Raw genomic sequence first — 23,555 nt, forward strand, 5'->3', positions numbered from 1 at the left:
AAGGGCGCGGCGAATGCCGCGCCCTTCGGTATGTTTTTAGCGGAAGGGAGGCGAATACATCAGGCCGCCATCAGTCCACTGCGCGTTCAGACCGCGCGCCAGGCCAATGGGGCTGTTTTCGCCGATATTCTTCTCGAAAATCTCGCCATAGTTGCCGCCTGCCATGATGGCACGCTTGGCCCACTCGTTGTCGAGACCCAGCATTTCGCCCAGGTTACCCTCGGTACCGAGGATACGGTTGACTTCAGGCGCGTCGCCGGCCTGCGCCGACAGCTCACCGATATTGGCGCTGGTGATGCCGGCTTCTTCGGCGGCGATCAGTGCGTTCAGCGTCCAGCGGACGACGTCGCCCCATTCGCTATCGCCGTGGCGGACCAGGGGTGCCAAGGGCTCTTTCGAGATGATTTCAGGCAGCAGGACATGCTCGCCCGGGTTCTCGAAGGTCGCGCGGGTCGATGCCAGACCCGACATGTCGGTCGTGTAAGCATCGCACGCGCCCGCCAGATACTGCTGCTGGCCTTCGGCGTTGGTCTCAATCGGAACGGGCTCGTATTCCATGTTGTTCTTGCGGAAGTAGTCGGCAAGGTTGAGCTCGGTCGTGGTTCCCGTCTGCACGCAGATGGTCGCGCCGTTCAGATCCTTGGCCGAGCTGACGCCCAGTGCCTTGGGAACCATGAAGCCCTGACCGTCGTAGTAGTTGGTGCCGACGAATTCGAACTTCAGGTCCACGTCGCGGCTGAAGGTCCAGGTGGTGTTACGAGGCAGCACGTCGATCTCGCCAGATGCCAGCGCGGTAAAGCGCGTCTTGCCGGTCGTCGGCACGAACTCGACAGCGTCCTTGTCGCCCAGCACGGCGGCAGCGACGGCACGGCAGATGGCCACGTCAAAGCCCTGCCATTCGCCGTTGGCGTCCGGCGCGGCAAAGCCGACGAGGCCGGTGGTCACGCCGCAGTTCAGCTTGCCGCGCGCCTTGACGTCGTCGAGGGTCGCGGCGGCAGCCGCCCCGGCGGAAAGCCCGGCAACTGTCAGCGCACCAAAAATAACGGATTTTTTCATGTTTACCTCTTCCTGATTTTCCACCCTTTCAGCCAGGGTGGTTCATTCGGCCCATCGCGGGCCAAAGCAAGACGCAGAGGGCTTTTCCCCCCGAGTGGAGCAGAGTTTGGCGGGATTCATTCCGAAAGGTCAAGGCCCGCATTCCGAAAAATGATGGAACGCCCGGCCAGATTACCCTGCGTCATTCCCTCAAATCTTGCCGGAATCTTCACCCACAAGACAATAAAATTCCTGTGCGTGGAGGAAGGCCGTCCGCTTGACCGCGGCCATCTTCTCGGCCTCGTCATCGGCGCCCCACAGCTCGGCCTGCCATGCCTCATCGAGGCGCGATACCTCCCACAGCGTCTCTGGGGCGTGCGCGCCCCGCTGCGCGGCGAGCCCGATCACCAGCGAGCCCGACAGGGCCACCAGATCATGCAGCGCGGTCAGCTCGAAAACTCCCTGCGCATGGACGGTCTCGCTCAGGGCCTTCACCGCGCCTGCATCCTGCGCCTCGGGCATGATGCCCGTCACCGGGCGCAGCCGCGCATTCAGGGCCGATTCGGCCCAATCCAGCAGCGGATCCCATTCCTCGGACTGGCGTAGAACCAGTTCCTGCGGCGCGCTCGCGCGGTAGCACAGAAGGTCCGTCTCGCCATAGGCGGCGATCATGTCGGCCACCTCGGCATGCTGATGCGCCACCTTGTCGATGGCGGCGTTGGCCGAGCGGGTCATCGGCATGACGCCTGGATTGATATGCTCGCCAACCGCATTCCATTCAGCGGCAATGGCGGCAGCCAGTGCGCGGGTCGGAACGGTCAGCGCCACCTTGGCGGGCGTCTTGACCTTGCGGCCATCCAGCGCGATGCCATAGCCGCCCTCCCCTTCGGTGACGGTAGCCTTGGTCCAGAAACGTTTCGCGGCCCATTCGCTCATGCGGGCATCCCCCATACGCGATCGAGGCACGCGGGCAGATCGCTCCAGTCGGTCAGCAGATGATCGGGCGAAAGGTCAGCCGCCGGGTGATAGCCCCAGCTGACGCCGATCGTGCCGATGCCTGCAGCGCGCGCCATGTCCATGTCATAGGTCGTATCCCCGATCATCACGGCATCCGCTGCCGTCACGCCGGTCTCATCCAGCGCCGCCTGCAGCATGGCAGGATGCGGCTTGGACGGGTGATGATCCGCCACCTGTTGGGTCAGGAAGAGACCGTGCAGCCCGTGCCCCTCGATCAGCTTGTCCAGGCCACGCCGCGATTTGCCCGTGGCCACGCCCAGCAGCAGATCGCTCCGCGCGCCCAGCGCCTCCAGCATCGCGCGCGTGCCGGGAAAGAGGGGCGAGGATTCGGCGGCCCCCGCCTGCGCACGCAGGCTCATGTAGCTACGTTTGTAGGCCTCAACCAGCGCGTCATGGTCGCGCGCCGCCAGATCGGGCGCCAGCCGCGCCATCGCCACGTCGAGCGAGAGGCCGATAATGCCCTTGATCGCTGCCCGCTCGGGCACGGGCGCGCCGATTTCGGCAAAGGCGTGGTGCATCGAGGCAACGATGTCGCCCTGACTGTCGACCAACGTGCCATCGACGTCGAAAATGACGAGGCGCAGGGGCGTATTCATTCCAGCTCCTCAAACGGGTCGGCAGGCACATCGGCGGGCGACCATTGGAACGTGTCCCAAGTATGCTGCATATGGGGCGGCAACGGCGCGGTGATATGTAGCATCGCGCGCGTCACCGGGTGTTCGATCTTGAGCGAGCGGGCATGCAGGTGCAGCTTTTTCGAGATGTCACCACCCAGTTGCGCGCCCCATCCATCGCCAAGGTTTTCCTGCCCCGAGCCGCCGTATTTGCCATCCCCGATCACGGGATGCCCCAGCTCAGCCATGTGCGCGCGCAGCTGGTGGGTGCGGCCCGTCACCGGGACCAGCGCGCACCATGCGGTGCGGCTGCCCGCCGCCTCGAGCACGGCGTAATCCGTGGTCGCATGTTTCGCGCCGGGGGTGCTGTCCACGTCGCGCGGATGGAGGGCGTGCATCTTCTCGCCCTCGCCCTTGGCGCCGTGGCCGGGCGCCTTGACGAGGCCGAACTTGATCGTGCCCATGCGCGGGGTCGGCACGCCTGCGACAGCGGCCCAGTAAAGCTTGCGGGTATTGCGATGGCGGAAGGCGGCGGTCAGCCCCTTGGCCGCCTCGCGCGTGCGGGCCAGCAGCAGAACACCGGATGTATCCTTGTCGAGCCGATGCACGAGACGCGGCTTTTCCTCAAGCCCAAAGCGCAGCGCCTCGGACAGCCCGTCCACATGGCGCGTCTGCTTGGATCCGCCCTGAACAGGCAATCCCGGCGGCTTGTTCAGGGCGATGACATGATCGTCGCGATAGATCACGCAGGCACGGATCATCGCGGCATCGGCATCGGTGACATGGGCGCGCGCCCGCGCCTCGGCCTCGGCGGGATCGGGCAGCGGCGGGATGCGCACGGCCTGCCCGGGCTCCAGCCGCGTCGCCGCCTTGACCCGCCCGCCATCGACGCGCAGATCGCCCTTGCGGCACATCTTCTCGATGCGGCCCTGCTGCAGATGCGGAAACTGGCGGCGCAGCCAGCGGTCCAGCCGCTGATCGGCATCGTCCTTGGCCACATAGATCGTCTGAACGCCGCTCATGCGAGCATCCCCCTCATCATCCAGATTCCCAAGGCCAGCGCCCCGATCGACAGCCCCACCGAGAGCGCCACATAAGCCAGCATCGCGCCCATCTGCCCCCGCTCGATCAGCGTCCACGCCTCAAGCGAGAAAGCCGAAAAGGTGGTGAACCCGCCCAATATGCCCGTCATCACGAAGGGATTCAGCGCCGCATGCCCCCGCTCCAGCGACCACATTGCGAAGGCTCCCATCACGAACGAGCCGATCACGTTGACACCCAGGACGGCGATCGGAAAGCTGGGCGCGGCCAAGCGCGCCACCCACAGCCCCGCGCCATAGCGCAGGCTGGCGCCGATTGCGCCGCCAAGGGCGACCGAGAGATAGGTCATGGCCATGCGCACCCTGTCGCGCGCCGGTGCCTAGTTGTCAAGCGGCGGCGCAAGGGCGCGGCGCGCGCGAAACGGCTTGTTTCGCGGCATTGTGCGGCTAGGATCGGCAGGCCGTCCTCATCCGAAAGGCCCCCGCTTTGACCGACACGCCCGAGGCGCTCCTGCGCCGCCTCTTTGACCGCGCCGTCGCCGTGGCCGACCCGATGCAAAGCCTGGCGGCCGTGCTGCCGCCCCGGCCGACAGGCCGCGTGGTGGTCGTGGGCGCGGGCAAGGCCTCGGCCCGCATGGCTGAGGCGGTTGAGGCCGAGTGGGGGCCGTGCGAGGGGCTGGTCATCACGCGCTACGGCTATGGCCGCCCCTGCGAGGGCATCGAGATCGCGCTGGCCGCCCATCCGGTGCCGGATCAGGCAGGGGTAGACGCCACCGCGCGGATGCTGGACCTTCTGGAGAGCTTGGGCGAAGAGGATTTCGTGCTGGCTCTGATCTCGGGCGGGGCATCGTCGCTTCTGATCGCGCCGGCGGGCGACATCACGCTGGCCGAAAAGCAGGCGATCAACCAGGCGCTTCTGGCCTCGGGCGCGCCCATCGGGCGGATGAACACGGTGCGCAAGCATCTGAGCCGCGTCAAGGGCGGCGGGCTGGCCGCCGCCGCCTACCCCGCGCGGATGCTGGCGCTGATGATCTCGGATGTGCCGGGCGACGATCCGGGCACCATCGGCTCGGGCCCGACGGTGGGCGAGGTCAGCACGCCCGAGGCCGCGCGCGCGATCCTGGATGAATATGGCATCGCCCTCCCCGCCTCGGTCGAGGCGGTTCTAAAAGGTGCAGGCCACGCCATTTCTCCGGATGATCCGCGCCTCGCCCGCGTCGAAAACGTCGTCTTCGCCGCGCCGTCGCAATCGCTGAGCTCCGCCGCCGAAATCGCCCGCGAGGCAGGGTGCACCGCCCGCATCCTCGGCGACGCCATCGAGGGCGAGGCGCGCGATATCGCCGCCACCCAAGCGCAAATGGCCATTGAGGCGCAGGCGGCAATGCAGCCGGAGGATGCGCCGCTGATCCTGCTTTCGGGCGGCGAATTGACGGTGACCCGCCGCGGCGATGGCATCGGCGGTCCTAACGCGGAATATGCCCTCGCGCTGGCCCTCGCCCTGAACGGGGCGCCGGGCATCCATGCCATCGCGTGCGATACAGATGGCGTCGACGGCGCCGCCGAGGTCGCAGGGGCCATCATAGGGCCGTCCACCCTGAAAAAGGCAGCAGAGCGCGGGGTCGACCCCGCCGGGGCGCTGGTCCGAAACGACGCGCACAGCTTCTTCGCGGCACTGAAGGCGCGGGTCATAACCGGCCCAACGCTGACGAACGTCAATGACTTTCGCGCCATCATGATATCCCCGAAGCTGAAGGCCAAAGTTGAAAACCCGCGCATCCACGCTAATCTTTTCTAGGCAAACTCTGCGGCACTACGCCGCGCTCCGCTGTCTGCAAGAGGTATCACTGCCATGAACCGCCGCCATTTTATCTCCGCTGCCGCCTTGGCCTTGTTTATTGGCGCCTACACGCCCCTCCATGCTCAGGATACGCAACTGGGCGCGTCCGAGCTGGCGGAACTATTCACCCGCAACACCGCCGAAGGCGTGTGGGACGGCATGGCGTACAAGTCCTATTTCGGGCCGGACGGAGTCACCATTTACGACCCGCAAGACGGCGACATGCTGGTCGGCAAGTGGCGCATCAATGCCGAGACGGGCGAATACGAGAGCTTCTGGGACGCCATCGGCTGGACCTCCTACGCGGTGCTTCGGACCCAAACGGGCTATGCGTGGCGCCGCAATGGCAAGACCTATCCATTCACGCTGGTCGAAGGGCGCCATGTCAGCCAGTAGCTGGCTGCGGCCGCGTCAGCCGGGCCAGTCCAGCAAGGTAATCCGCGTATCGCCATAGCGTCGCTGATCCCGCTGGATCATGCCGGGTGGCGGGACGGTCACCGCGCTTTCCTCCCAGACAATCAGCGCACCGGGCGCGATCCATCCACCGGCCAGCGCCGAGGCCAGCGCCGCTTCTCCCATCTTGCGCCCGTAGGGCGGGTCCAGGAAGACTAAAGAGGCCGGTTCGCCCTCGACCGGGCCAAGCTTGGTCGCGTCACGCCGCAGCACCTTGGCGCGCGACCCCAGACCGACCAGCTCGATATTCTGGTCAAGCAGCCCCAGCGCCACACGCCCCTTCTCGACGAAACGCGCCTGCGCCGCCCCGCGCGACAGCGCCTCAAGGCCCAGCGCGCCCGTGCCGGCGAAGAGATCCAGCACCTCGGCGCCGTCGATCACGCCCAAACTGCTGAGCATGCTGAACAGGCTCTCGCGCACCCGGTCCGAGGTCGGGCGCAGCTGCGCGTTCGCATCCCCCTTGCCCAGCGCGGCCAATCTGCGGCCGCGCGCCTCTCCGGCAATGATCCTCATGCGAGCAGCGACTTCAGCTCGACCTCAGGGTCGGCCACGGCCATCGGATCAGGCGATTTCCCGGCCTCGATCAGCCGCTTGCCCACCATGTAGGCGCGCGGGTCGTTCATCGCGTCAACGGCCAGCAAGGTATCACCGCGATAGTACCAGAAGGACACCGAATGCGTCGCCGCCGACGACCGCGTCACGATCCGGTCATAGCCGGTATTCAGCCCCGCAATCTGTAGCTTGACGTCATACTGATCCGACCAGAACCACGGCTGCGGGACATAGGCACGCCCCGCGCCAAGGATGTTGTCGGCCACGCATTCGGCCATGTCGATGGCGTTCGGTACACTCTCCAGCCTCAGCCGCCCGCCGCGATACGGGAAAGAGGCGCAATCCCCCGCCGCCCAGATCGCCGGATCGCTGGTCCGCCCCTCGGCATCGACGGCGATGCCGTTATCGATCTTTAGCCCCGCGGCATCTGCCAGCGCTATCTCCGGCGTGATGCCGACGCCGACGATCACGAAATCCACGTCCAGCGCCGTGCCATCTGACAGGCGCGCGCGGCTGACATGCCCATCGCCGCTCAGCGCCTCGAGGCCCACACCCTCGCGGATATCGACGCCATTCTCGGAATGAAGCACGCGAAAGAAATCCGACGTCTCGGGCGCGGCGACCCGACTGAGAATGCGCTCGGACATCTCGACCAGCGTCACGTCCAGCCCCTTTTTGGCCGCCACCGCCGCCGCCTCGAGGCCGATATAGCCGCCGCCGACGATCAGCACCCGCGCACCCTGCGCAAAACGCACCGCCATTGCGTCGACATCCGCGAGGCCCCGCACCACATGCACACCCTCCAGATCGCCGCCAATGGCCGCAGGCAGGCGCCGCGGCGTCGATCCGGTCGTCAGGACCAGCGTGTCGTAATGCACATCCTCGCCGCCAACGCGCACCGTCCGCGCTGTGCGGTCAATCGCCTCCACCGGCGCCCCCAGACACAGCTCCACACCGGCCTCCGCGTAGAAATGCCGCGGCCTCAGATAGAGCCGCTCCAACTCCATATCCCCCAGAAGATAGGCCTTGGACAAAGGCGGGCGTTGATAGGGCGGCGCGGTCTCTTCGCCGATCAGGGTGATGCGCCCCTCGAACCCGCCCTTGCGCAGACGCGCGACCAGCGATGCGCCCGCCTGCCCCGCTCCGACCACCACGATATCCGGCATGTCCCGAGTTCCGATCTTTTTTACATGGCTTCACCGCCGCGCAGCCTATATCGGTTTGGTATCGCGGCGCAAACAACAGACAAGGATTTCACCATGAGCATTTCCACCGGCGACAAGCTCCCCTCGGCCACCCTGACCCGCATGGGCGAAAACGGCCCCGAGGCGGTCGATCTTTCCTCGCTGACCACTGGGCGCAAGGTCGTCATCTTCGCCGTGCCGGGCGCCTTCACCGGCGTATGCCACAATGCGCATGTGCCCAGCTTCATTCGCACCAAGGACCAGTTCGACGCCAAGGGCGTGGACGAGATCATCTGCATCACCGTCAACGATCCCTTCGTCACCGGCGCCTGGGGCGAAGTGACGGGCGCGACGGCGGCAGGCATCACCATGCTGGGCGATCCGATGTCAGAGTTCACCAAGACGATGGGCATGGATTTCACCAATGAGGATGCCGGCCTCATCGCGCGCTCCAAACGCTACGCGATGGTGGTCGAGGACGGCACCGTCACCCTGCTGAACGAAGAGGACAATCCCGGCCTCTGCGACGTTTCCGCTGGCGAGGGCCTTCTGGAGGCGATGTAGACCAGCCCCGATTCTTCTTGCGAAAAATATCCTGGGGTGAGTGCCTCAAATCCAGCGGATTTGAGGCACGAGGGGCAAAGCCCCTCTGAGCCACCCATGAAGAAGCGGCCCGATCCGGTATCGGGCCGCTGCGCGTTCCACCAGAGATACGCCTCTTATTGCGCCAGAATATCCATCTTGCGCGCCAGCTTGGCATCCAGCGTACTCAGCCCGTCCACGTCATGCGTCGTCAGCGTCACGGTCACCTTGTTATAGACATTGCTCCACTCGGGATGGTGGTTCCACTTTTCCGCCCAGACGCCCGCACGGACCATCCATGACAGCGCATCGGGGAAATCGGCGAATTTGAACTCCTTGGTGATCGCGTCGCGCTCTGCGCTCATTTCCCACCCTTCGGCCAGCAGCGGGTCGATCATCGCGGTGCGGGCGGTGTCGCTGAGTTTCTCGGTCATTCCTGATCCTCCTTCGGTGTCTTCCTGAACGGCCCGTAGGACGTCAGAATTTCGATGTCTTCCTCGACCGCCGCGCCCTCGGCTCGCAGGTATTGCAGAACCGCCTCGGCAAAGCCGGGATCGCGCACCCAGTGCAGCGAATGCGTTGCCACCGGCAGATAGCCGCGCGCCAGCTTGTGCTCGCCCTGCGCCCCGGCCTCGACACGGGTCAGCCCGTGGGCCAGCGCGTAGTCGATCGCCTGATAATAACACAGCTCGAAATGCAGGCACGGATGGTCCCGCGTGCAGCCCCAGTAGCGGCCATATAACGCCGAGGCGCCGATAAGGTTCACGGCGCCGGCGACAGGCCGCTCATCCTCCATGGCCAAGATCAGCAGAATGTCGTCGCGCAGCGTGTCATGCGCGATCTCGAAGAACTGACGCGTGAGGTAAGGCGTGCCCCATTTGCGCGCGCCGGTATCCTGGTAGAACTGCCAGACGGCATCCCAATGCTCGGGGCGGATGTCATCGCCGGTCAGGTGCGCGATCCGACCGCCGAATGCCTGCGCGGTGCGCCGCTCCTTGCGGATATTCTTGCGCTTGCGGGCGCTCAGCGCGGCGAGGAAGCCGTCGAAATCCTCATAGCCCTCATCCACCCAATGAAACTGCTGCCCGGTGCGCCGCATCAGGCCCATCTCGGCGCCCGCTTCGGCCTCGGCCGCGGTGCAGAAGGTGACATGCACCGACGAAAGGCCGTTCTGCTCCCCGATCTGCAATGCACCCTCCACCAGCGCGGCGCGGCCCAGATCCTCGAAGCCGGGCCGGGTAAGGAAACGGCGGCCCGTCACGGGCGTGAAGGGCACCGACATCTGCAACTTCGGATAATAGCGCCCGCCCGCTCGCTGGTATACATCGGCCCAGCCGTGGTCAAAAACGTACTCCCCCTGGCTGTGGGATTTGGCATAAAGCGGCGCGCAGGCGATGATCCGGCCATCTTGCTCGGCAGTCAGGTATTGCGCCTGCCAGCCGGTGCCGGGCCCGACCGAGCCGCTGTCCTCCAGCGCCTTGAGAAACCGGTAGGTGGTGAAGGGATCGTTGGGGCGCGCGCCATCCGCCGCCTCGGGGCAGGCGCAGGCATCCCACGCGGCGGCCGGAATGCCGCTCAGATCTCCATGCGCGCGGATGGTGATTTCGCTGGTCTCGCTCATGCCGGAAATGCCCTGCTGCCCCTCGCCCTAACCTGTGGCCGGCAGGCGCGAATTCAAGCGGGCAGGTCCGGCAGATATCCCTCGAAGGTGATATTCTGTGCGACCCGGCGCGCGGTTTTCTCTGTCTCCGCGCTGCGGATCGTCCAGCACAGCACGTCCAGCCCCGCCGCCTTCAGCTCGGCCACGCGGGGGCGGTCCACATCGCTCCATTGGTGGCTGATGAAACTGGCGCGCGCGGCCTCGATATCGGGAATGGCGCGCAAGCGATCGCACACGTCTTCGGGCAGTTCTGGGCACTCCTCGGGCGCATAAGCGCAGGTGACGATGCCGCGCGGAATGCCCGGGGCCAGATCGGCCAGCCGGATGACGCTATGGGGATTGAAAGACATCAACGCGACCGGGCCGTCATAGCCCAGCAGATCGCGCGCGACAGCGGCCTCCAGCGTGCCGTCCGTCTCGCCCATCTGCCCGTGCTGGTCCTTGACCTCGATCAGCAGCGGCACGCGCCCAGAGACAATGTCCAGCACCTCGGCCAGGGTCGGAATGCCCTCTTCAGTGCCCTTCAGCGGAATACCGGCCAGGCCCGCCGCGCTGCGCGCGCGGATCGCGCCGGTCGCCTCCGTCAGGCGGTCCAGATTATCGTCGTGGAACACCATCGGGACGCCATCCGAGGACATTTGCACGTCGATCTCGATGCCATACCCGCGCCGGATCGCGGCTAGGATGGCGGCGCGCGAATTCTCCACCCGCTCCGAGCCGGGGCGATGCAGGGCGCGATGCGCCAGCGGCACAGTCAGAAAGGCCGGATCGAGGCGGATCATTTGATCTGGAACACGCCTTCAATCTCCACCGCCACGCCCAGCGGCAGCGAGGCCGCCGAAACCGCCGCGCGCGCATGTTTGCCCGCGTCGCCCAGCGCCTCGCCGATGAAGTCCGACGCGCCGTTGATGACTTGCGGTTGTTCGGTGAAGTCCGGGGTCGAATTGACGAACCCGCCCAGCTTGACCACCCGCACCAAGCGGTCCAGATCGCCGCCGCACGCCGCCTTGACCTGCGCCAGAAGGGCGATGGCGCAGCTGCGCGCGGCATGCGCTCCGGCGGCCACGTCCATGTCATCGCCCAGCTTGCCGGTCAGAAGGCCGCTGTCGTCGCGCGAGATCTGGCCCGAGACATAGACGATATCGCCCACCTGAACATAGGGCACGTAATTGGCCGCGGGTGCCGGGGCCTCGGGCAGGGTGATGCCCATCTCGGCCAGCTTCGTCTCATATCTACCCATGGGGCTTCGTCCTTTGCATAAAGTGCGTCGCGCCAGACGCTAACGTCTGCGGCGCGGGATGAAAACGGTAAATGCATGAGGCCCGGCAGAGGTCCATGGGCGCCGGCGCGCAGGCCGCGAGACTTGCAAGAGAGGCCGGAAAACTGTAATTCGCATGTCTGGGGATGAAGGCGCACGCCGCGTGTCCGGCGGTGTATTTGTGCAACGCCACCGCGCTTTTGAAAAATGCCACCTGCACAAGACCTCGCTTCGCCTTACATCCCGCCCGGTAAAACCGCCTGCAACCTAGCCCGAAAGTGATCTGGTGACCCGCATTTCCCATCTTTCCGCCCCGCGCGCCGGGATCGCCATCGCCGCGCTGACCCTTGTCGTCGCCTGCGGCCATCAGCCGGATCCCGCCGTCACGCGCGGCGCTCCGTATGATCCTTACGAGCAGTCGAATCGTATCACCCACAACCAGAACAAGGCGATCGACCGTGCCGTGGTTCAGCCCGTCGCGAAGGGCTATCGCGCATTCATGCCGGATGACCTGGAAACCGCCGTCAGCAACTTTTCGACAAACTTCTCGCTGCCCGGCGCGATGGTGAACAGCGCATTGCAAGGCAATGGCGTGGGCCTGACGTCAGATTTCTACCGGTTTCTCGTCAACACGACGCTTGGCCTTGGCGGTCTGATCGACGTGGCCACCGATCTCAACATGCCCGCGCGGACGGATGCCGATTTCGGGCAGACGCTTTATGCTTGGGGCGTGCATGAAGGCCCTTATGTCGAACTGCCCCTACTTGGCCCCTCGACCAGCCGCGCTGCGGCGGGCCGCGTTGTCGATGTGTTTACCAATCCGCTGGGCTACTGGATAGAAGACCCCGAAAGTTACTACGTCGCTGGCGTCCGCACCGCACGGGGTCTGACAGGTCGCGGCCGCTATGCCGAATCGATCAATTCGGTGCTGTATGACAGCGCTGACAGTTACGCGGCGTCGCAGTCGCTCTACCTGCAGAATCGCCGCTTCAAATTGGGCAATGGGGGAACCAGCGACTATCTGGACCCTTATGATACCACGGGCGGCGCCGCACCCGGCACCGCCGTCAGCGCAGATTTCGAGGACCCTTATGACCAATAACCTGACCCGTCGCGGCCTTCTTGCAACCGGCATGGGCGCGGCCCTTGCCACAGCCCTGCCGCAGGGCGCATTCGCCCTGACCGACGCCGGCGCACGCGCGCTGGTGGACAAACTGGTGGCAGAAATCAACCGCGTCATTGGCTCGGGCAAGTCGCTGGGCGGCATGATCGGCGATTTCGAGGGCATCTTCAGCCGCTATGCGGATGTCGACCTGATCGCGCGCAGTACCTTGGGCGCGGATGCCAACCGCGTCAGCCCGGCGCAGATGGCCGCCTATACCAAGGCGTTCCGCGGTTATATCGCGCGCAAATATGGCAAGCGCTTCAACGAGTTTGTTGGCGGGCAGATCGACGTGATCGGCGTCAGCCAAGTCAAGTCCTGGCACGAGGTGCAGGCCCGCGTGAACCTGCGCGGCGAGGCGCCTTTCGATGTGCGCTTCCTCGTCTCCGGGCGCTCGGGGCGGGATCTTTTCTTTGACATGGTCATGGAGGGGATCAGCCTGCGCCTGAGCGAGCGGACCGAGATCGGGTCGATGCTGGACCGCCGGCAGGGCAATATCGACGCGCTGATCGCGGATCTGCAGCGCGCGGGCTAAGCCGCCCTCAGCTTTCGAGAAAACAACGCGCGGTCCCGAACGGGCCGCGCGTTTTTCATTTTCCGACGGTCAGCCGCCCAGCAACCTGCGCAGGATACTGCCGATCGGCCCCTCGCGATTGTCCTGCGGTGCAGTCGGAGCGCCCTGCCAGCCACGGCCGGTTTGCGTGCCCTGATTGCCTTGATCGCCCTGATAGCCTTGGCCGCCCTGCCCGGTCTGGCCACCCGAGAGCTGCGGCTCGGGTGTCGGGCGCTTGGGCGCGGTCATCGGAAGGGGGGTGGCGTCCATGCCGTCATGCACGCGCAACATCACCTCATGCCAGATCTCGGCCGGAAGGCCGCCGCCGGTGACGCCAGTCAGCGGCGTGTTGTCGTCATACCCCATCCAGACGCCGGCCACGTAATCGGCGGTAAAGCCCAGGAACCAAGCATCGCGCGCCGCTTGGGTCGTGCCGGTCTTGCCCGCCGCCTCGCGGCCCGGCAGCTTGGCGCGCGCGCCGGTCCCGGCCTCGACCACGCGGCTCATCATCCAGGTCAGCTCGCGCGCGGCATCCTCGCGGATCACCCGCTCGCCAATGCCACCGCCTGCGCCCATGACAGCCTCATCCTGGCCCAGCAGCTTCAGCTCGACCAGGCCGTAGGGCGTGACCGACGAGCCGCCGTTTAGGATGCCCGCAAAGGCGCCTGTCATCTCCAAAAGCGTGCTTTCCGACGCGCCCAGCGCCAGCGCGGGACCAGCGGCCAGATCGCTTTCGATGCCGAAATCGCTGGCCACCTTGCGGACCAGATCGAGGCCCACACTCTCGGCCACCTTCACAGCGGGAATGTTGTAGGATTCCTCCAGCGCCTTGGCCAGCGTCACGCGGCCGTGAAAGCGGTTGTCGTAATTGCTGGGGCACCACTGGCCTGAACCCGCAATGTTGAGGCAGTAAGACTCGTCCACCACGGTATCGAGGCTGGAATAGCCCAACTCCAGCGCGGTGGCATAGACGAAGGGCTTGAAGCTGCTGCCAGTCTGCCGGTTGGCCTGCGTCGCGCGGTTGAAGGCGCCGGTGACCTTCGTCTGACGCCCGCCCACCATGGCGCGCACGGCGCCGTCGGCGCTCATCACCACCACGGCGGCCTGCGCCTTGGAGCCGTCGCGCAGCTTGTCGTCGAGGACAGCGTGCAGTCCTTCCTCGGCGGCGCGCTGGATGCGCTGGTCCAACGTGGTGCGGATGATCACGTCTTCGGTCGTGTCGCGGGTGAAAAACTCGGGCCCCGAGGACATCACCCAATCGGCAAAATAGCCGCCTGCCTGCCGTTCGGCGGCCTCCGACAGCTCGGCGGGGGTGGCGAGGGCCACGGCGGCCTCGGATTCGCTCAGATAGTCCTGATCGCGCATCAGGCGCAGAACGGTAGCCGCGCGGTTCTGGCTGCGCTGCAGATCGCTGGTGGGGGCCAGCGTCGACGGCGCGGTCAGAAGACCGGCCAGCATGGCGCTCTCGGCGGGATTCACCTGGGCCGCGCTCTTGCCGAAGTAACGCTGCGCCGCGGCCTCTGCGCCATAGGCCCCGCCGCCCATATAGGCGCGGTTGAGGTAGATCGAGAGGATCTCCTCCTTGGTATACTTCGCCTCCATCGCCATCGCATAGATCGCCTCCTTGCCCTTGCGGGTCAGCGATCCGCGCCGGCAATCGGCCTCGTAGGCGGCCTGGCTTTCCCACTCGGCCTCGACATACTCATTGCCAAGGCAGAGCAGCTTGGCCGTCTGCTGTGTCAGGGTCGAGCCGCCATGCCCCGAGAGCGGCCCGCGACCCTCGCTCAGGTTGATGCGAATGGCGCTGGCGATGCCGATGGGATCAATGCCGGGATGCAGGTAAAAGCGGCGATCCTCGGTCGCGATCACCGCGTTGCGCAGATGCGACGAGACGGTGCCCGCCTTGACCGCCCCGCCAAACTGATCGCCGCGCCAGGCAAAAACGTCGCTGTCGCGGTCCAGCAGCGTGACCGAGCCGCGCGCGCGGCCATCCAGCAGCGCCGACGCCTCCGGCAGCGTGGTATAAAAATAGCCCACGGTAAGTCCAACGATCAGCACCGTGATGGCCGTCAGCCGCCAGCCGATGCCCCAGACGATCCGCCAGATCCAATGCAATAGGCTAAAGATCCCGCGCGTGACGAAATTGCCGCCGCGCCGCTTGGCCGGGGTGCGCGCACGGCTTTTGCGCGGCTTGGCCGCCGGTTTCGGCTTGGTCTTGGGTTTGCGCCTGTCGGCCACCAAAGGTGGCTTGCGCCGTCCTGAATTGCTCATGCTTGCCCTGCCCGGCCCGATTGTCGGGGCTTTTACCCCTTGGATTTGGGGTAGGCTAGCCCAGAATGCCAGCGATGTAGAGAGGGCGCGCGATTTTAGGCCGATTGGCAGGGCGCAGAATGGTGGTCGAATCAAACCTCGCCATGCTAAGTCTTGTGGCATGATGCAGCACGCCCCCCATATCGGCCATAAACTGCCAAACTCGGCCGGCCCCGTCATCCGCCAGCTGGACGAGGCCGCGATCAACCGTATCGCCGCCGGCGAGGTGGTCGAGCGGCCCGCTTCGGCGGTCAAGGAACTGGTCGAGAACGCCATCGACGCTGGCGCCACGCGCATCGCGGTAGAGATCGCCGATGGGGGCAAGACCCTGATCCGCGTCACGGATGATGGCTGCGGCATGGCGCCCGATGATTTGCCGCTGGCGCTGGCGCGCCACGCGACCTCCAAGATCGACGGCAGCGATCTTCTGAACATCCACAGCTTCGGCTTTCGCGGCGAGGCGCTGGCGTCCCTTGGCGCCGTGGGGCGGCTGACAGTCACCTCGCGTGCGGCTGGGCAGGATGGCGCCGAGATCAGCGTCACGGGCGGCAAAATAGGCTCGCTGCGCCCCGCCGCGCTGAATGGCGGCACCGTCATCACACTGCGCGATCTTTTCTTTGCCACGCCCGCACGGCTCAAATTCATGCGCACGGATCGGGCCGAGGCTCAGGCCATCGGCGACGTCATCAAGCGGCTGGCGATGGCCGAGCCGCAGGTCAGCTTTACCCTGCGCGATGTCTCGGGCGGGGGCGAGGGGCGGCTGACCTTCCGCGCCGATGCCGAAACCGGCGATCTCTTCGATGCGCTCCACGCCCGCCTCGCGCGGATCATCGGCAGCGATTTCGCCGACAATTCCATGCGCGTCGACGCCGAGCGTGACGGGTTTCGCCTGACCGGCTGCGCAGGCCTGCCGACCTACTCGCGCGGTGCCGCGGTGGCCCAGTATCTCTTTGTGAATGGTCGCCCGGTGCGCGACCGGATGCTGATCGGTGCCCTGCGCGCGGGTTACATGGACGTGCTCAGCCGTGACCGGCATCCCGTCGCCGCGCTTTTCGTCGATTGCGAGGGCGCGCTCGTGGACGTCAACGTGCATCCCGCGAAATCCGAGGTGCGGTTTCGCGATCCGGGCACAGTGCGCGGCCTCATCGTATCGGGCCTGCGTCACGCTCTGGCCGAGGCCGGGCATCGCGCCTCATCCACCGTGGCGGCGGGCACGCTCGGTGCGTTTCGTCCCGAGGAGCGCAGCCAGCAGACCGGCGCGCGCGTCTACCAGATGGACCGCCCGTCGCAGCAGGCCCGCGCCGCGAGCTACAGCGCGCAGGCCCCCGGCTTTGCCGAGATGCAGGGCGATTACAGCGCCCGCGCCGAGCCGGTGATCGAGGACAGCGCGCCGGTGGACACTCCGCTGGGCGCCGCGCGCGCGCAGGTGCACGAGAACTACATCATCGCCCAGACCGAGGACGGCATCGTCATCGTCGATCAGCACGCGGCGCATGAACGTCTGGTCTACGAGCGGCTCAAGCGACAGCAAGAGGGACATGGCATCGCTGCACAGGCCCTTTTGATCCCCGAGATCGTCGAACTGAGCGACGCGGACTGCGCCGTGCTGATGGACGCGGCCGAGGATTTGGCAACGCTCGGCCTTTGCATCGAGCCCTTCGGCGGCGGCGCCATCGCGGTGCGCGAGACGCCCGCCCTTCTGGGCAATGTCGACGCAAACGCGCTGATCCGCGACGTGCTGGACGAGTTGACCGACCAAGGCAGCAGCGACGCCTTGCGCGCGCGCATCGACGCGATCCTCAGCCGCATGTCCTGCCACGGCTCCATCCGCTCGGGGCGGCGCATGCAGGCGGATGAGATGAACGCCCTCCTGCGCGAGATGGAGGCGACGCCGATGTCGGGCCAATGCAACCATGGCCGCCCCACCTATGTCGCGCTGAAACTCAGCGATATCGAGCGGCTTTTCGGGCGCAGCTGAGGCCTGCAATTGCGGCTTGCGGCGCGGGGCATGTTTCTGCCACTCTGGAACAAATGCCGAACGCAAGGAAAAGAGCATGGAGCAGGTTCTGCAGATCATCGCGGCATGGGACATCGCCGTCTGGCAGGGAATCGCGGCAGGCGCCGCCGCGCTGGCGTTGGTTCTGGCGCTGAACGCGCGGGGTGCGGCACGCCGCGCGAGGGAACATAAGGACGAGGTGTATCGCCTGCGCGCCGAGGTCGCCCGGCTGGGGCCGATTGCCCAGCGTGTTCCCGAGCTGGAGGAGCGCGCCGAGGGCCTTCTGACCGAGGTTTATCAAGAGCAGGTGAGGGCCGCCGAGCTGCGTCAGAAGCTTGCCAGCCAGCAGGAGACGCATGATGCGCGCATCGCCGACATGCAGGCAATGCGGAAAGAGATCGAGGACCGCTTTCAATCGCTGGCCTCGGGCGCGCTGACGCAGAATTCCGAGAAATTCCTGTCGCTGGTGTCCGAGCGGTTCCAGAAACACAAGGAAACCGCCGATCACGATCTGACACAGCGCCACGCAGCCATCCGCGATCTGGTCAAGCCGCTGGACGAGCGGTTGGGCAAGTTCGATGCGCGCATGACCGAGATCGAGCAGGCCCGCAACGAGGCTTATGGCACGATCAAGCAGCAGGTGCTGAACCTGGCCGAGGGGCAAGCCAGTCTCGGGAATGAGACACGGCGCCTTGTGCAGGCCCTGCGCGCGCCCAAGACCCGCGGCCGCTGGGGCGAGATGCAGCTGCGGCAGGTGTTCGAGATGGCGGGCATGACCGAGCGCGTCGATTTCCACCTCGAGAAAAGCTTCGACACCGATGAGGGGCGGCGGCGCCCCGATGCGATCGTGCATATCCCCGGCGGGAAGAGCATCGTGATCGACGCCAAGACACCCCTGTCGGCCTATCTGGATGCACTGGAGGCCGAGACGCCCGAGCAGCAAAGCCAGTTCGTCCGCCAGCACGCGGTGCAGGTGCGCAAGCACGTGAATGATCTGTCGTCGAAGGCCTATTACGACACGCTCGGCGCCACCCCCGATTTCGTCGTGATGTTCATCCCCGGCGAGACGTTTGTCTCGGCCGCCGCCGAGGCCGATCCCGGCCTCATCGAATACGCGTTCGAGCGCAAGGTGCTGATTGCCACGCCGACGACGCTGATGGCGCTGGTCAAATCCATCGCCTATGGCTGGCAGCAGGACAAGATGGCCGAGAATGCCGAAGAGGTGCAGAAATCGGCCAAGGAAATCTACGACCGGCTGCGCGTCTTTGCCGAGCATCTGGCCCGCGTCGGGCGGTCACTGGGCCAGTCTGTCGAGCATTACAACAAGGCTTTGGGATCGCTGGAGGGCCGCGTTCTGCCCTCGGCCCGCAAGTTCGAAGAGCTGGGCGTCGTCGCCGCGACATCTGACAAGATCGAGCGCCCTGCCAGCGTCGAGCACGAGCCGCGCCGCCTGACCGCGCATGAGTTCAACGAAGAGAACTAGGCCCTAGTTGGTCTCGAGGCAATGGCGGCGAAAGGCGCGCTTGAGCATGTCGAGCTCCTCGCGCAGAAGCGTCATTTCGACCCGGATGTCATAGCCCAGCGCATCGCCCGACATCAGCGCGAAACTGTCCAGCACCACATCAGCCCGCTTGTCGCGGATCAGGAAGGTCTGCACGCCATCGGCAATGACCTCCGCGGGGATGGGCACGCGCACCGTCCAGAACCCGCCTTCCTCGTTCTCGATCACCTGCACGCCGGGCAGCGCCCGTTCAAGATGCGTGACCTCGATACTGGGTTGGATGTTGCCTTCTCCCTCATGGGTCAGCTCGCCCTCCCAGACGCCCTCGAAAAGCCGGGTCTTGGTCAGTTTGAGGTTGCTCATATTGATCCCTTCATCTGATCAGAACGCGGCACGTTAGAATTCGGCGCGCGGGCGGCGGCTGAACGTCAGATCGCGCAGCGTCACCTGACTCATCTCGGGGTTCTCAAAGATGAGGTCCACCCAGGCCCGCTCGATCCGCTTTTCATTGAGGCCGGTATAGGCCAGGTCGAACTCGACGACGATCTCGTCCTCGTGCAGTGGCAATTCCCGCACGATCTGCTCGGTGTTCGGCCCATGCTTGATGTTGAGCCGGGCAAATATCTCGAGCGGTTTTTCAAGCTCGACAATTGTCGACATGCGGATCAGGTGCCGTTTCTTCAGCCCGTCCACCGCGCCATGCGGCAGGTCCAGCACCACGGACAGAAAAGAGCCATCGAAGGCAAAGACATCCATCCGCAGGCCGTAGGGGGCCAGATCCGCCTCGCGCGTGTTGCGCACCTGCCGCAATGTCAGCTCGGACCGTGCGCAATCGTGAAACAATGTCAGCTCATCGCCCAACTTGGACTTGCTGGGGGCCGAGGACATGCCGGGACTTGCCAGCGGCAGGTTCCAGAGCGCGGGACGCCACGACCAGTCGGTGCCATGCGGTTTCGGAAACGCGTTCGAGCCGATCATCGGCAGGGCCAGCCGATTATCCGCGATCGCAGTCATTTCATGGAGAGAAAAGAGCAGCTTGCGTGCCATGCTGCGCTCGCTCCGCAGCTCGGCCAGGGGCATCTCGGGGGCGCGCCGGGCCGCGCGCGTCCAGCGGCGCACGCCGCGCCGATGCACGATCCAGTCGACCAAAGCACTCCGCACCCGCATTCCTCACCGCCCTCGCCTGCATCCGACAATTTTGTAACCTGCCCTCGCAATCCCTTCTATAGGATTAAGCGGGATTGCGAAACAATCCTGACAGAATGGATTTGAAGCCGCGTGGCGCCGCGCCGCCCCCGTCCGCCAGCATCGCAAGCGCTGGCTGCGGATCCCTTTGGCTGTCCGTCGCGGCAGCATCGACCTGATTGGGCGGCGCGGCCGGTTCGGGCCCGGCACGGCGTGTCGGGCTGGCGTCCAGCATCGCCTCTGCGACGTCGATCAACAGATCGCGCCCTGGCCCGGCGCGCAGGCCGCTTCCGACATCGCCATAGGCGGCAAGGCCGATGACATGCCCGTTGATCAGCATCGCGCCGCGCCAATAGCGCGGGTCGCCCCCCGGCAGAAGGGTGTCGCCGCCGCGCTCAAGCTGGATCAGGGAGATGCCATCGCCGTCGATCTGGTCGATGACGCCCGCATTGGCCCAAGGCTTGGCCAGGCGGCTGGCCGATGGCTGCTCGGCATCGGGATCGCGGCCCAGGACCGAAACTGTGATGACAGCGGGCGGCACACTGCCCGCGGTCAGGCTCCCCAGATGGGCGCAACTGGCCAGCAGCGCAAAGGCCGCATTACGGCCCGTCTGCACGCTGCCCGGATCGATACAATAGCCACCCGGGCCGGCTACCACCACGTCGCCGCCAAAAAAGGCGGCCCTGCGCGGTGCCTCGATCTGCTTGTCGGCGCCTTCGGTCGCCTTCATCACGCCCTCGCCGCCCAGACAGGCGGCAAGGGGCAGGATCAGCGCGCAGACCATCGCCCCGCGCGCAAGTCTGATTGGCGAGCGCAAGGCCTTCAGATGTCCATGTAAATGTGACGCTCGGCCTCGGCGCCGGGATGGGTGACCGCGCCTTTGTAGGTCGGGCCTACCAGCTGCGCGAATTTCCAGATCGCGCCCGAGGCATACATCGTCTCGCGCGGGCCGGCCCAACCTTCCTTGCGCTTGGCCAGCTCCTCGTCGCTGAGATCGACCGTCAGCGCGCCGTTCACGGCGTCGATGGTGATCACATCGCCATTCTTCAGCAGGGCGATGGGGCCGCCATAGGCGCTCTCGGGACCGACATGGCCCACGCAGAAACCGCGGGTCGCGCCCGAAAAACGGCCATCGGTGATCAGTGCCACCTTCTTGCCCATGCCCTGACCGCTGAGCGCGGCAGTCGTCGCGAGCATCTCGCGCATGCCGGGGCCTCCCGCGGGGCCCTCGTTGCGGATGACGATGACCTCGCCCTCCTCGTAGCCGCGGTTCTGCACGGCCTCGAACGCCTCTTCCTCGCTCTCGAAGACGCGGGCGGGGCCGGTGAAGACCTGGTTTTCGGCCGCGATACCCGCGACCTTCACGATGGCGCCCTCGGGGGCAAGATTACCCTTGAGGCCCACAACGCCGCCGGTCTTGGTGATCGGCGTCTCGATGGGGTAGATCACCTTTCCATCAGCCTCGCGGTCGATCAGGTCCAGCTCTTCGCCGATGCTGCGTCCGCTGGCGGTGATGCAATCCTCGTGGATGAGACCCGCCTTGCGCAGCTCCTTCATCACGACAGGAATGCCGCCCACGTCGTAAAGATCCTTGGCCACATAAGCGCCGCCCGGTTTCAGATCGACGAAATAGGGTGTGTCGCGGAAGATGTCGCAAACATCCTCAAGGAAGAAGTCGATACCCGCCTCATGCGCGATGGCCGGCAGGTGCAGGCCCGCATTGGTCGACCCGCCGGTGCAGGCAACCACGCGCGCGGCGTTCTGCAGGGATTTGAGCGTGACGACATCGCGGGCGCGGATGTTCTTTTCCAAAAGGTTCATCACGGCGCGGCCCGACGCCTCGCCATATTGATCGCGGCTTTCGTAGGGGGCAGGCATGCCCGAGCTGTTCATCAGCGCAAGGCCGATCGCCTCGCTGACGCAGGCCATGGTGTTGGCGGTGAACTGGCCCCCGCAGGCGCCCGCGCTGGGGCAGGCGACACGTTCCAGCACATCCAGCGCCTTGTCGGAAAGGGTGCCGTTCTGGTGGCGGCCCACCGCCTCGAACATGTCCTGCACGGTCAGATCGCGAGTGCGGAAATCCTCAGGGATCTCGTCGATCTGGGGCGCGCGGCCCGGCAGGATCGAGCCGCCATAGATGAAGACAGACGGCGTGTTCAGCCGCACCATCGCCATCATCATGCCGGGCAGAGATTTGTCGCAGCCCGCAAGGCCGACGAGCGCGTCATAGGCGTGCCCGCGCATCGTCAACTCGACCGTATCGGCAATCGCCTCACGCGAGGCCAGACTGCTGCGCATGCCCTCATGGCCCATCGCGATCCCGTCGGTCACGGTGATCGTGGTGAATTCGCGCGGCGTACCGCTACCTGCCTTGACGCCCATCTTGACCGCCTGCGCCTGACGGCTGAGCGCGATGTTGCAGGGCGCAGCCTCATTCCAGCAGGTGGCGACGCCGACGAGGGGCTGGTGGATCTCTTCTTCGCTCAAGCCCATCGCATACATGTAGGACCGGTGCGGCGCCTTGGACGGCCCTTCGGTGACATAGCGGCTGGGCAGTTTGGACTTGTCGAACTTGATCATGAGGGCCTCGCGAAACCTTGGCTGAAAAATTGCTGCCCGAGGAATAGGCGAGCGGCCCCTCTGGCGCAAGCGCGCCGGCGCAGCATGAGGCCGATTGCGCCGCCCTTCGGGCAGGGATAGCGTTGCGCCATGCGATACTCAGGCTATGCCCCCCTTGTCACGCCCGCTCGCCAAAGCGCCGCCATCTGGCGGCTGCTTTTGGGCATCGTGCTGACCACCGCCGTCTTTCTGGCGCTGTCGCTGGGCTATGGCTGGCTCATCACGCAATTTCTGCCGCCCCAGACCTGGGGCCCTGACGGGCTCGGCATAGAAGAGGCGACGACACCCGGCGGCGCGCTGGTCAATCTCTATGCTTTCGGAATGCTGATCTTGGCGCTGGTCGTGGTTCTGCCGGTCGTGCACAAACGCGGCTTTGCCACGCTGATCGGCCCCGGAGGATTGGCCCTGCGGCAGGCCGGGCGGGTCAGCCTCTACTTGCTGGGGGTCTATGTTGCGGCCTCGCTGATTCAATCGCTGGACGTGATCCCGCTGGAGGCCGGGCTGCCATTTGAGCGGTGGCTGCCGCTTCTGCCACTGACCCTCTTGGGCCTCCTGATCCAGACCGGCGCGGAGGAGCTGTTGTTTCGCGGCTACCTGCAAAGCCAGCTTGCTGCACGGTTCCGCCATCCTGCGGTGTGGATCACGGTCCCGGCGGGGCTGTTCGGACTGCTGCATTATCAGCCGGGGCTGATGGGCGACGCCTCCTGGGTGATCGTGATCTGGGCCATCCTCTTCGGCCTTGCCGCCGCTGATCTGACGGCGCGCAGCGGCACGCTCGGCCCCGCCATCGCCCTGCATCTGATCAACAATTTCGGGGCCATCGCCATCGCCGCGCCTTCGGGCTATTTCGACGGTCTGGCGCTGGCGACCTATCCCTTCGGCCCCGATGACACCGCATTGATGCTGCAATGGATGCCGGTGGATCTGGGCATCCTCCTCTGCTCGTATCTGGCGGCGCGTCTGGCCCTGCGCGTCTGATTGCAATTCTACGCGCCGA

General features: G+C 65.7%; 24 protein-coding genes. 8 read left to right on the forward strand and 16 right to left on the reverse strand.

Annotation, left to right across the window (positions count from 1 at the left end; translation table 11 throughout):
* Positions 1-36 precede the first annotated feature (36 nt).
* The 5 genes from ACEWPL_RS06300 to crcB all read right to left on the reverse strand — a co-directional run bounded on the left by ACEWPL_RS06300 (position 37) and on the right by crcB (position 4,062).
* Positions 37-1,056, reverse strand: a complete 1,020-nt coding sequence (locus ACEWPL_RS06300) for an amino acid ABC transporter substrate-binding protein (protein WP_393932596.1) — start codon at positions 1,054-1,056, stop codon at positions 37-39.
* A gap of 189 nt (positions 1,057-1,245) precedes the next feature.
* Positions 1,246-1,971 carry an ATP12 family chaperone protein gene (locus ACEWPL_RS06305; protein WP_393932598.1) on the reverse strand — a complete coding sequence of 242 codons (726 nt, stop codon included), beginning with the start codon at positions 1,969-1,971 and terminating at the stop codon, positions 1,246-1,248.
* Positions 1,968-2,648, reverse strand: coding sequence for an HAD-IA family hydrolase (locus ACEWPL_RS06310; protein ID WP_393932600.1), 681 nt, complete (start codon positions 2,646-2,648; stop codon positions 1,968-1,970). The genes ACEWPL_RS06305 and ACEWPL_RS06310 overlap by 4 nt, the downstream gene beginning before the upstream one ends.
* A complete protein-coding gene (locus tag ACEWPL_RS06315) occupies positions 2,645-3,688 on the reverse strand; it encodes an RluA family pseudouridine synthase (protein ID WP_393932602.1) in 1,044 nt (347 codons plus the stop codon). Before ACEWPL_RS06315 ends, ACEWPL_RS06310 begins: the two co-directional genes overlap by 4 nt.
* Entirely contained in the window at positions 3,685-4,062 is a 378-nt protein-coding gene (crcB, locus tag ACEWPL_RS06320; RefSeq protein WP_393932604.1) for a fluoride efflux transporter CrcB, read from the reverse strand. Before crcB ends, ACEWPL_RS06315 begins: the two co-directional genes overlap by 4 nt.
* A gap of 131 nt (positions 4,063-4,193) precedes the next feature.
* On the opposite strand from crcB, the gene ACEWPL_RS06325 reads away from it, so the two are divergent.
* Together ACEWPL_RS06325 and ACEWPL_RS06330 are read left to right on the forward strand one after the other, a co-directional pair.
* On the forward strand, positions 4,194-5,501 hold the full coding sequence (locus ACEWPL_RS06325; protein ID WP_393932606.1) for a glycerate kinase type-2 family protein: 1,308 nt from the start codon (positions 4,194-4,196) through the stop codon (positions 5,499-5,501).
* A 54-nt stretch (positions 5,502-5,555) separates the two neighbouring features.
* Positions 5,556-5,939, forward strand: coding sequence for a hypothetical protein (locus ACEWPL_RS06330; RefSeq protein ID WP_393932608.1), 384 nt, complete (start codon positions 5,556-5,558; stop codon positions 5,937-5,939).
* A gap of 15 nt (positions 5,940-5,954) precedes the next feature.
* On the opposite strand, the gene rsmD is transcribed toward ACEWPL_RS06330, so the two are convergent.
* Together rsmD and ACEWPL_RS06340 are read right to left on the reverse strand one after the other, a co-directional pair.
* On the reverse strand, positions 5,955-6,509 hold the full coding sequence (gene rsmD / locus ACEWPL_RS06335; RefSeq protein ID WP_393932610.1) for a 16S rRNA (guanine(966)-N(2))-methyltransferase RsmD: 555 nt from the start codon (positions 6,507-6,509) through the stop codon (positions 5,955-5,957).
* A complete protein-coding gene (locus tag ACEWPL_RS06340) occupies positions 6,506-7,714 on the reverse strand; it encodes an NAD(P)/FAD-dependent oxidoreductase (protein ID WP_393932612.1) in 1,209 nt (402 codons plus the stop codon). The genes rsmD and ACEWPL_RS06340 overlap by 4 nt, the downstream gene beginning before the upstream one ends.
* Before the next feature lie 93 nt (positions 7,715-7,807).
* On the opposite strand from ACEWPL_RS06340, the gene ACEWPL_RS06345 reads away from it, so the two are divergent.
* The gene (locus ACEWPL_RS06345) at positions 7,808-8,296 is read left to right on the forward strand and encodes a peroxiredoxin (RefSeq protein ID WP_393932614.1); all 489 of its coding nucleotides are present in this window, start codon (positions 7,808-7,810) and stop codon (positions 8,294-8,296) included.
* Between the two features lie 155 nt (positions 8,297-8,451).
* On the opposite strand, the gene ACEWPL_RS06350 is transcribed toward ACEWPL_RS06345, so the two are convergent.
* Genes ACEWPL_RS06350 through ACEWPL_RS06365 form a run of 4 tightly spaced genes read right to left on the reverse strand, consistent with a single transcriptional unit; the run spans position 8,452 to position 11,214 of the window.
* On the reverse strand, positions 8,452-8,748 hold the full coding sequence (locus ACEWPL_RS06350) for a 4a-hydroxytetrahydrobiopterin dehydratase (RefSeq protein WP_393932616.1): 297 nt from the start codon (positions 8,746-8,748) through the stop codon (positions 8,452-8,454).
* Positions 8,745-9,935: a GNAT family N-acetyltransferase gene (locus ACEWPL_RS06355; RefSeq protein WP_393932618.1), complete on the reverse strand. Its 1,191-nt coding sequence runs from the start codon at positions 9,933-9,935 to the stop codon at positions 8,745-8,747. Before ACEWPL_RS06355 ends, ACEWPL_RS06350 begins: the two co-directional genes overlap by 4 nt.
* Before the next feature lie 53 nt (positions 9,936-9,988).
* Positions 9,989-10,756, reverse strand: coding sequence for a glycerophosphodiester phosphodiesterase family protein (locus ACEWPL_RS06360; protein WP_393932620.1), 768 nt, complete (start codon positions 10,754-10,756; stop codon positions 9,989-9,991).
* On the reverse strand, positions 10,753-11,214 hold the full coding sequence (locus ACEWPL_RS06365) for a RidA family protein (protein ID WP_393932622.1): 462 nt from the start codon (positions 11,212-11,214) through the stop codon (positions 10,753-10,755). Before ACEWPL_RS06365 ends, ACEWPL_RS06360 begins: the two co-directional genes overlap by 4 nt.
* A gap of 304 nt (positions 11,215-11,518) precedes the next feature.
* Between ACEWPL_RS06365 and ACEWPL_RS06370 the strand changes: the two genes are divergently transcribed.
* Both ACEWPL_RS06370 and ACEWPL_RS06375 read left to right on the forward strand, forming a co-directional pair.
* Positions 11,519-12,334: an MlaA family lipoprotein gene (locus ACEWPL_RS06370; protein ID WP_393932624.1), complete on the forward strand. Its 816-nt coding sequence runs from the start codon at positions 11,519-11,521 to the stop codon at positions 12,332-12,334.
* A complete protein-coding gene (locus ACEWPL_RS06375) occupies positions 12,324-12,929 on the forward strand; it encodes an MlaC/ttg2D family ABC transporter substrate-binding protein (protein ID WP_393932626.1) in 606 nt (201 codons plus the stop codon). The genes ACEWPL_RS06370 and ACEWPL_RS06375 overlap by 11 nt, the downstream gene beginning before the upstream one ends.
* A gap of 69 nt (positions 12,930-12,998) precedes the next feature.
* Here ACEWPL_RS06375 and ACEWPL_RS06380 read toward each other — a convergent pair whose 3' ends face one another.
* A complete protein-coding gene (locus ACEWPL_RS06380) occupies positions 12,999-15,218 on the reverse strand; it encodes a transglycosylase domain-containing protein (protein ID WP_393932628.1) in 2,220 nt (739 codons plus the stop codon).
* Positions 15,219-15,378: 160 nt separating this feature from the next.
* On the opposite strand from ACEWPL_RS06380, the gene mutL reads away from it, so the two are divergent.
* Together mutL and ACEWPL_RS06390 are read left to right on the forward strand one after the other, a co-directional pair.
* Positions 15,379-17,235, forward strand: a complete 1,857-nt coding sequence (mutL, locus tag ACEWPL_RS06385; protein WP_393932629.1) for a DNA mismatch repair endonuclease MutL — start codon at positions 15,379-15,381, stop codon at positions 17,233-17,235.
* 76 nt (positions 17,236-17,311) lie between these two features.
* Positions 17,312-18,736 (forward strand): DNA recombination protein RmuC, encoded by a 1,425-nt coding sequence (locus tag ACEWPL_RS06390; protein WP_393932631.1) that lies wholly within the window; start codon positions 17,312-17,314, stop codon positions 18,734-18,736.
* 3 nt (positions 18,737-18,739) lie between these two features.
* On the opposite strand, the gene ACEWPL_RS06395 is transcribed toward ACEWPL_RS06390, so the two are convergent.
* The 4 genes from ACEWPL_RS06395 to ilvD all read right to left on the reverse strand — a co-directional run bounded on the left by ACEWPL_RS06395 (position 18,740) and on the right by ilvD (position 22,519).
* Positions 18,740-19,117: a hypothetical protein gene (locus ACEWPL_RS06395; RefSeq protein ID WP_393932633.1), complete on the reverse strand. Its 378-nt coding sequence runs from the start codon at positions 19,115-19,117 to the stop codon at positions 18,740-18,742.
* Between the two features lie 33 nt (positions 19,118-19,150).
* The gene (locus tag ACEWPL_RS06400) at positions 19,151-19,921 is read right to left on the reverse strand and encodes a DUF6478 family protein (protein ID WP_393932635.1); all 771 of its coding nucleotides are present in this window, start codon (positions 19,919-19,921) and stop codon (positions 19,151-19,153) included.
* Positions 19,922-19,985: 64 nt separating this feature from the next.
* Complete coding sequence (locus tag ACEWPL_RS06405; protein WP_393932637.1) at positions 19,986-20,756, reverse strand: dihydroxy-acid dehydratase; 771 nt, start codon at positions 20,754-20,756, stop codon at positions 19,986-19,988.
* A 5-nt stretch (positions 20,757-20,761) separates the two neighbouring features.
* A complete protein-coding gene (ilvD, locus tag ACEWPL_RS06410; protein WP_393932639.1) occupies positions 20,762-22,519 on the reverse strand; it encodes a dihydroxy-acid dehydratase in 1,758 nt (585 codons plus the stop codon).
* Between the two features lie 129 nt (positions 22,520-22,648).
* Here ilvD and ACEWPL_RS06415 point away from each other — a divergent pair, with 129 nt between their 5' ends.
* The gene (locus ACEWPL_RS06415; protein WP_393932641.1) at positions 22,649-23,536 is read left to right on the forward strand and encodes a CPBP family intramembrane glutamic endopeptidase; all 888 of its coding nucleotides are present in this window, start codon (positions 22,649-22,651) and stop codon (positions 23,534-23,536) included.
* The last annotated feature ends 19 nt before the right edge of the window (positions 23,537-23,555 follow it).

The sequence above is a fragment of the Roseovarius roseus genome (assembly GCF_043355935.2).
GTDB lineage: Bacteria > Pseudomonadota > Alphaproteobacteria > Rhodobacterales > Rhodobacteraceae > Roseovarius > Roseovarius roseus.

Bases quoted from the DNA above. Each gene is read 5' to 3' on its own strand.
- ACEWPL_RS06395 (WP_393932633.1), bottom strand. From the start codon at position 19,117: ATGAGCAACCTCAAACTGACCAAGACCCGGCTTTTCGAGGGCGTCTGG.
- ACEWPL_RS06310 (WP_393932600.1), bottom strand. From the start codon at position 2,648: ATGAATACGCCCCTGCGCCTCGTCATTTTCGACGTCGATGGCACGTTG.
- mutL (WP_393932629.1), top strand. From the start codon at position 15,379: ATGATGCAGCACGCCCCCCATATCGGCCATAAACTGCCAAACTCGGCC.
- ACEWPL_RS06415 (WP_393932641.1), top strand. From the start codon at position 22,649: ATGCGATACTCAGGCTATGCCCCCCTTGTCACGCCCGCTCGCCAAAGC.
- ilvD (WP_393932639.1), bottom strand. From the start codon at position 22,519: ATGATCAAGTTCGACAAGTCCAAACTGCCCAGCCGCTATGTCACCGAA.
- ACEWPL_RS06300 (WP_393932596.1), bottom strand. From the start codon at position 1,056: ATGAAAAAATCCGTTATTTTTGGTGCGCTGACAGTTGCCGGGCTTTCC.
- rsmD (WP_393932610.1), bottom strand. From the start codon at position 6,509: ATGAGGATCATTGCCGGAGAGGCGCGCGGCCGCAGATTGGCCGCGCTG.
- ACEWPL_RS06350 (WP_393932616.1), bottom strand. From the start codon at position 8,748: ATGACCGAGAAACTCAGCGACACCGCCCGCACCGCGATGATCGACCCG.
- ACEWPL_RS06355 (WP_393932618.1), bottom strand. From the start codon at position 9,935: ATGAGCGAGACCAGCGAAATCACCATCCGCGCGCATGGAGATCTGAGC.
- ACEWPL_RS06315 (WP_393932602.1), bottom strand. From the start codon at position 3,688: ATGAGCGGCGTTCAGACGATCTATGTGGCCAAGGACGATGCCGATCAG.
- ACEWPL_RS06365 (WP_393932622.1), bottom strand. From the start codon at position 11,214: ATGGGTAGATATGAGACGAAGCTGGCCGAGATGGGCATCACCCTGCCC.
- ACEWPL_RS06345 (WP_393932614.1), top strand. From the start codon at position 7,808: ATGAGCATTTCCACCGGCGACAAGCTCCCCTCGGCCACCCTGACCCGC.
- ACEWPL_RS06330 (WP_393932608.1), top strand. From the start codon at position 5,556: ATGAACCGCCGCCATTTTATCTCCGCTGCCGCCTTGGCCTTGTTTATT.
- ACEWPL_RS06390 (WP_393932631.1), top strand. From the start codon at position 17,312: ATGGAGCAGGTTCTGCAGATCATCGCGGCATGGGACATCGCCGTCTGG.
- ACEWPL_RS06400 (WP_393932635.1), bottom strand. From the start codon at position 19,921: ATGCGGGTGCGGAGTGCTTTGGTCGACTGGATCGTGCATCGGCGCGGC.
- ACEWPL_RS06305 (WP_393932598.1), bottom strand. From the start codon at position 1,971: ATGAGCGAATGGGCCGCGAAACGTTTCTGGACCAAGGCTACCGTCACC.
- ACEWPL_RS06380 (WP_393932628.1), bottom strand. From the start codon at position 15,218: ATGAGCAATTCAGGACGGCGCAAGCCACCTTTGGTGGCCGACAGGCGC.
- ACEWPL_RS06360 (WP_393932620.1), bottom strand. From the start codon at position 10,756: ATGATCCGCCTCGATCCGGCCTTTCTGACTGTGCCGCTGGCGCATCGC.
- ACEWPL_RS06375 (WP_393932626.1), top strand. From the start codon at position 12,324: ATGACCAATAACCTGACCCGTCGCGGCCTTCTTGCAACCGGCATGGGC.
- crcB (WP_393932604.1), bottom strand. From the start codon at position 4,062: ATGGCCATGACCTATCTCTCGGTCGCCCTTGGCGGCGCAATCGGCGCC.
- ACEWPL_RS06340 (WP_393932612.1), bottom strand. From the start codon at position 7,714: ATGCCGGATATCGTGGTGGTCGGAGCGGGGCAGGCGGGCGCATCGCTG.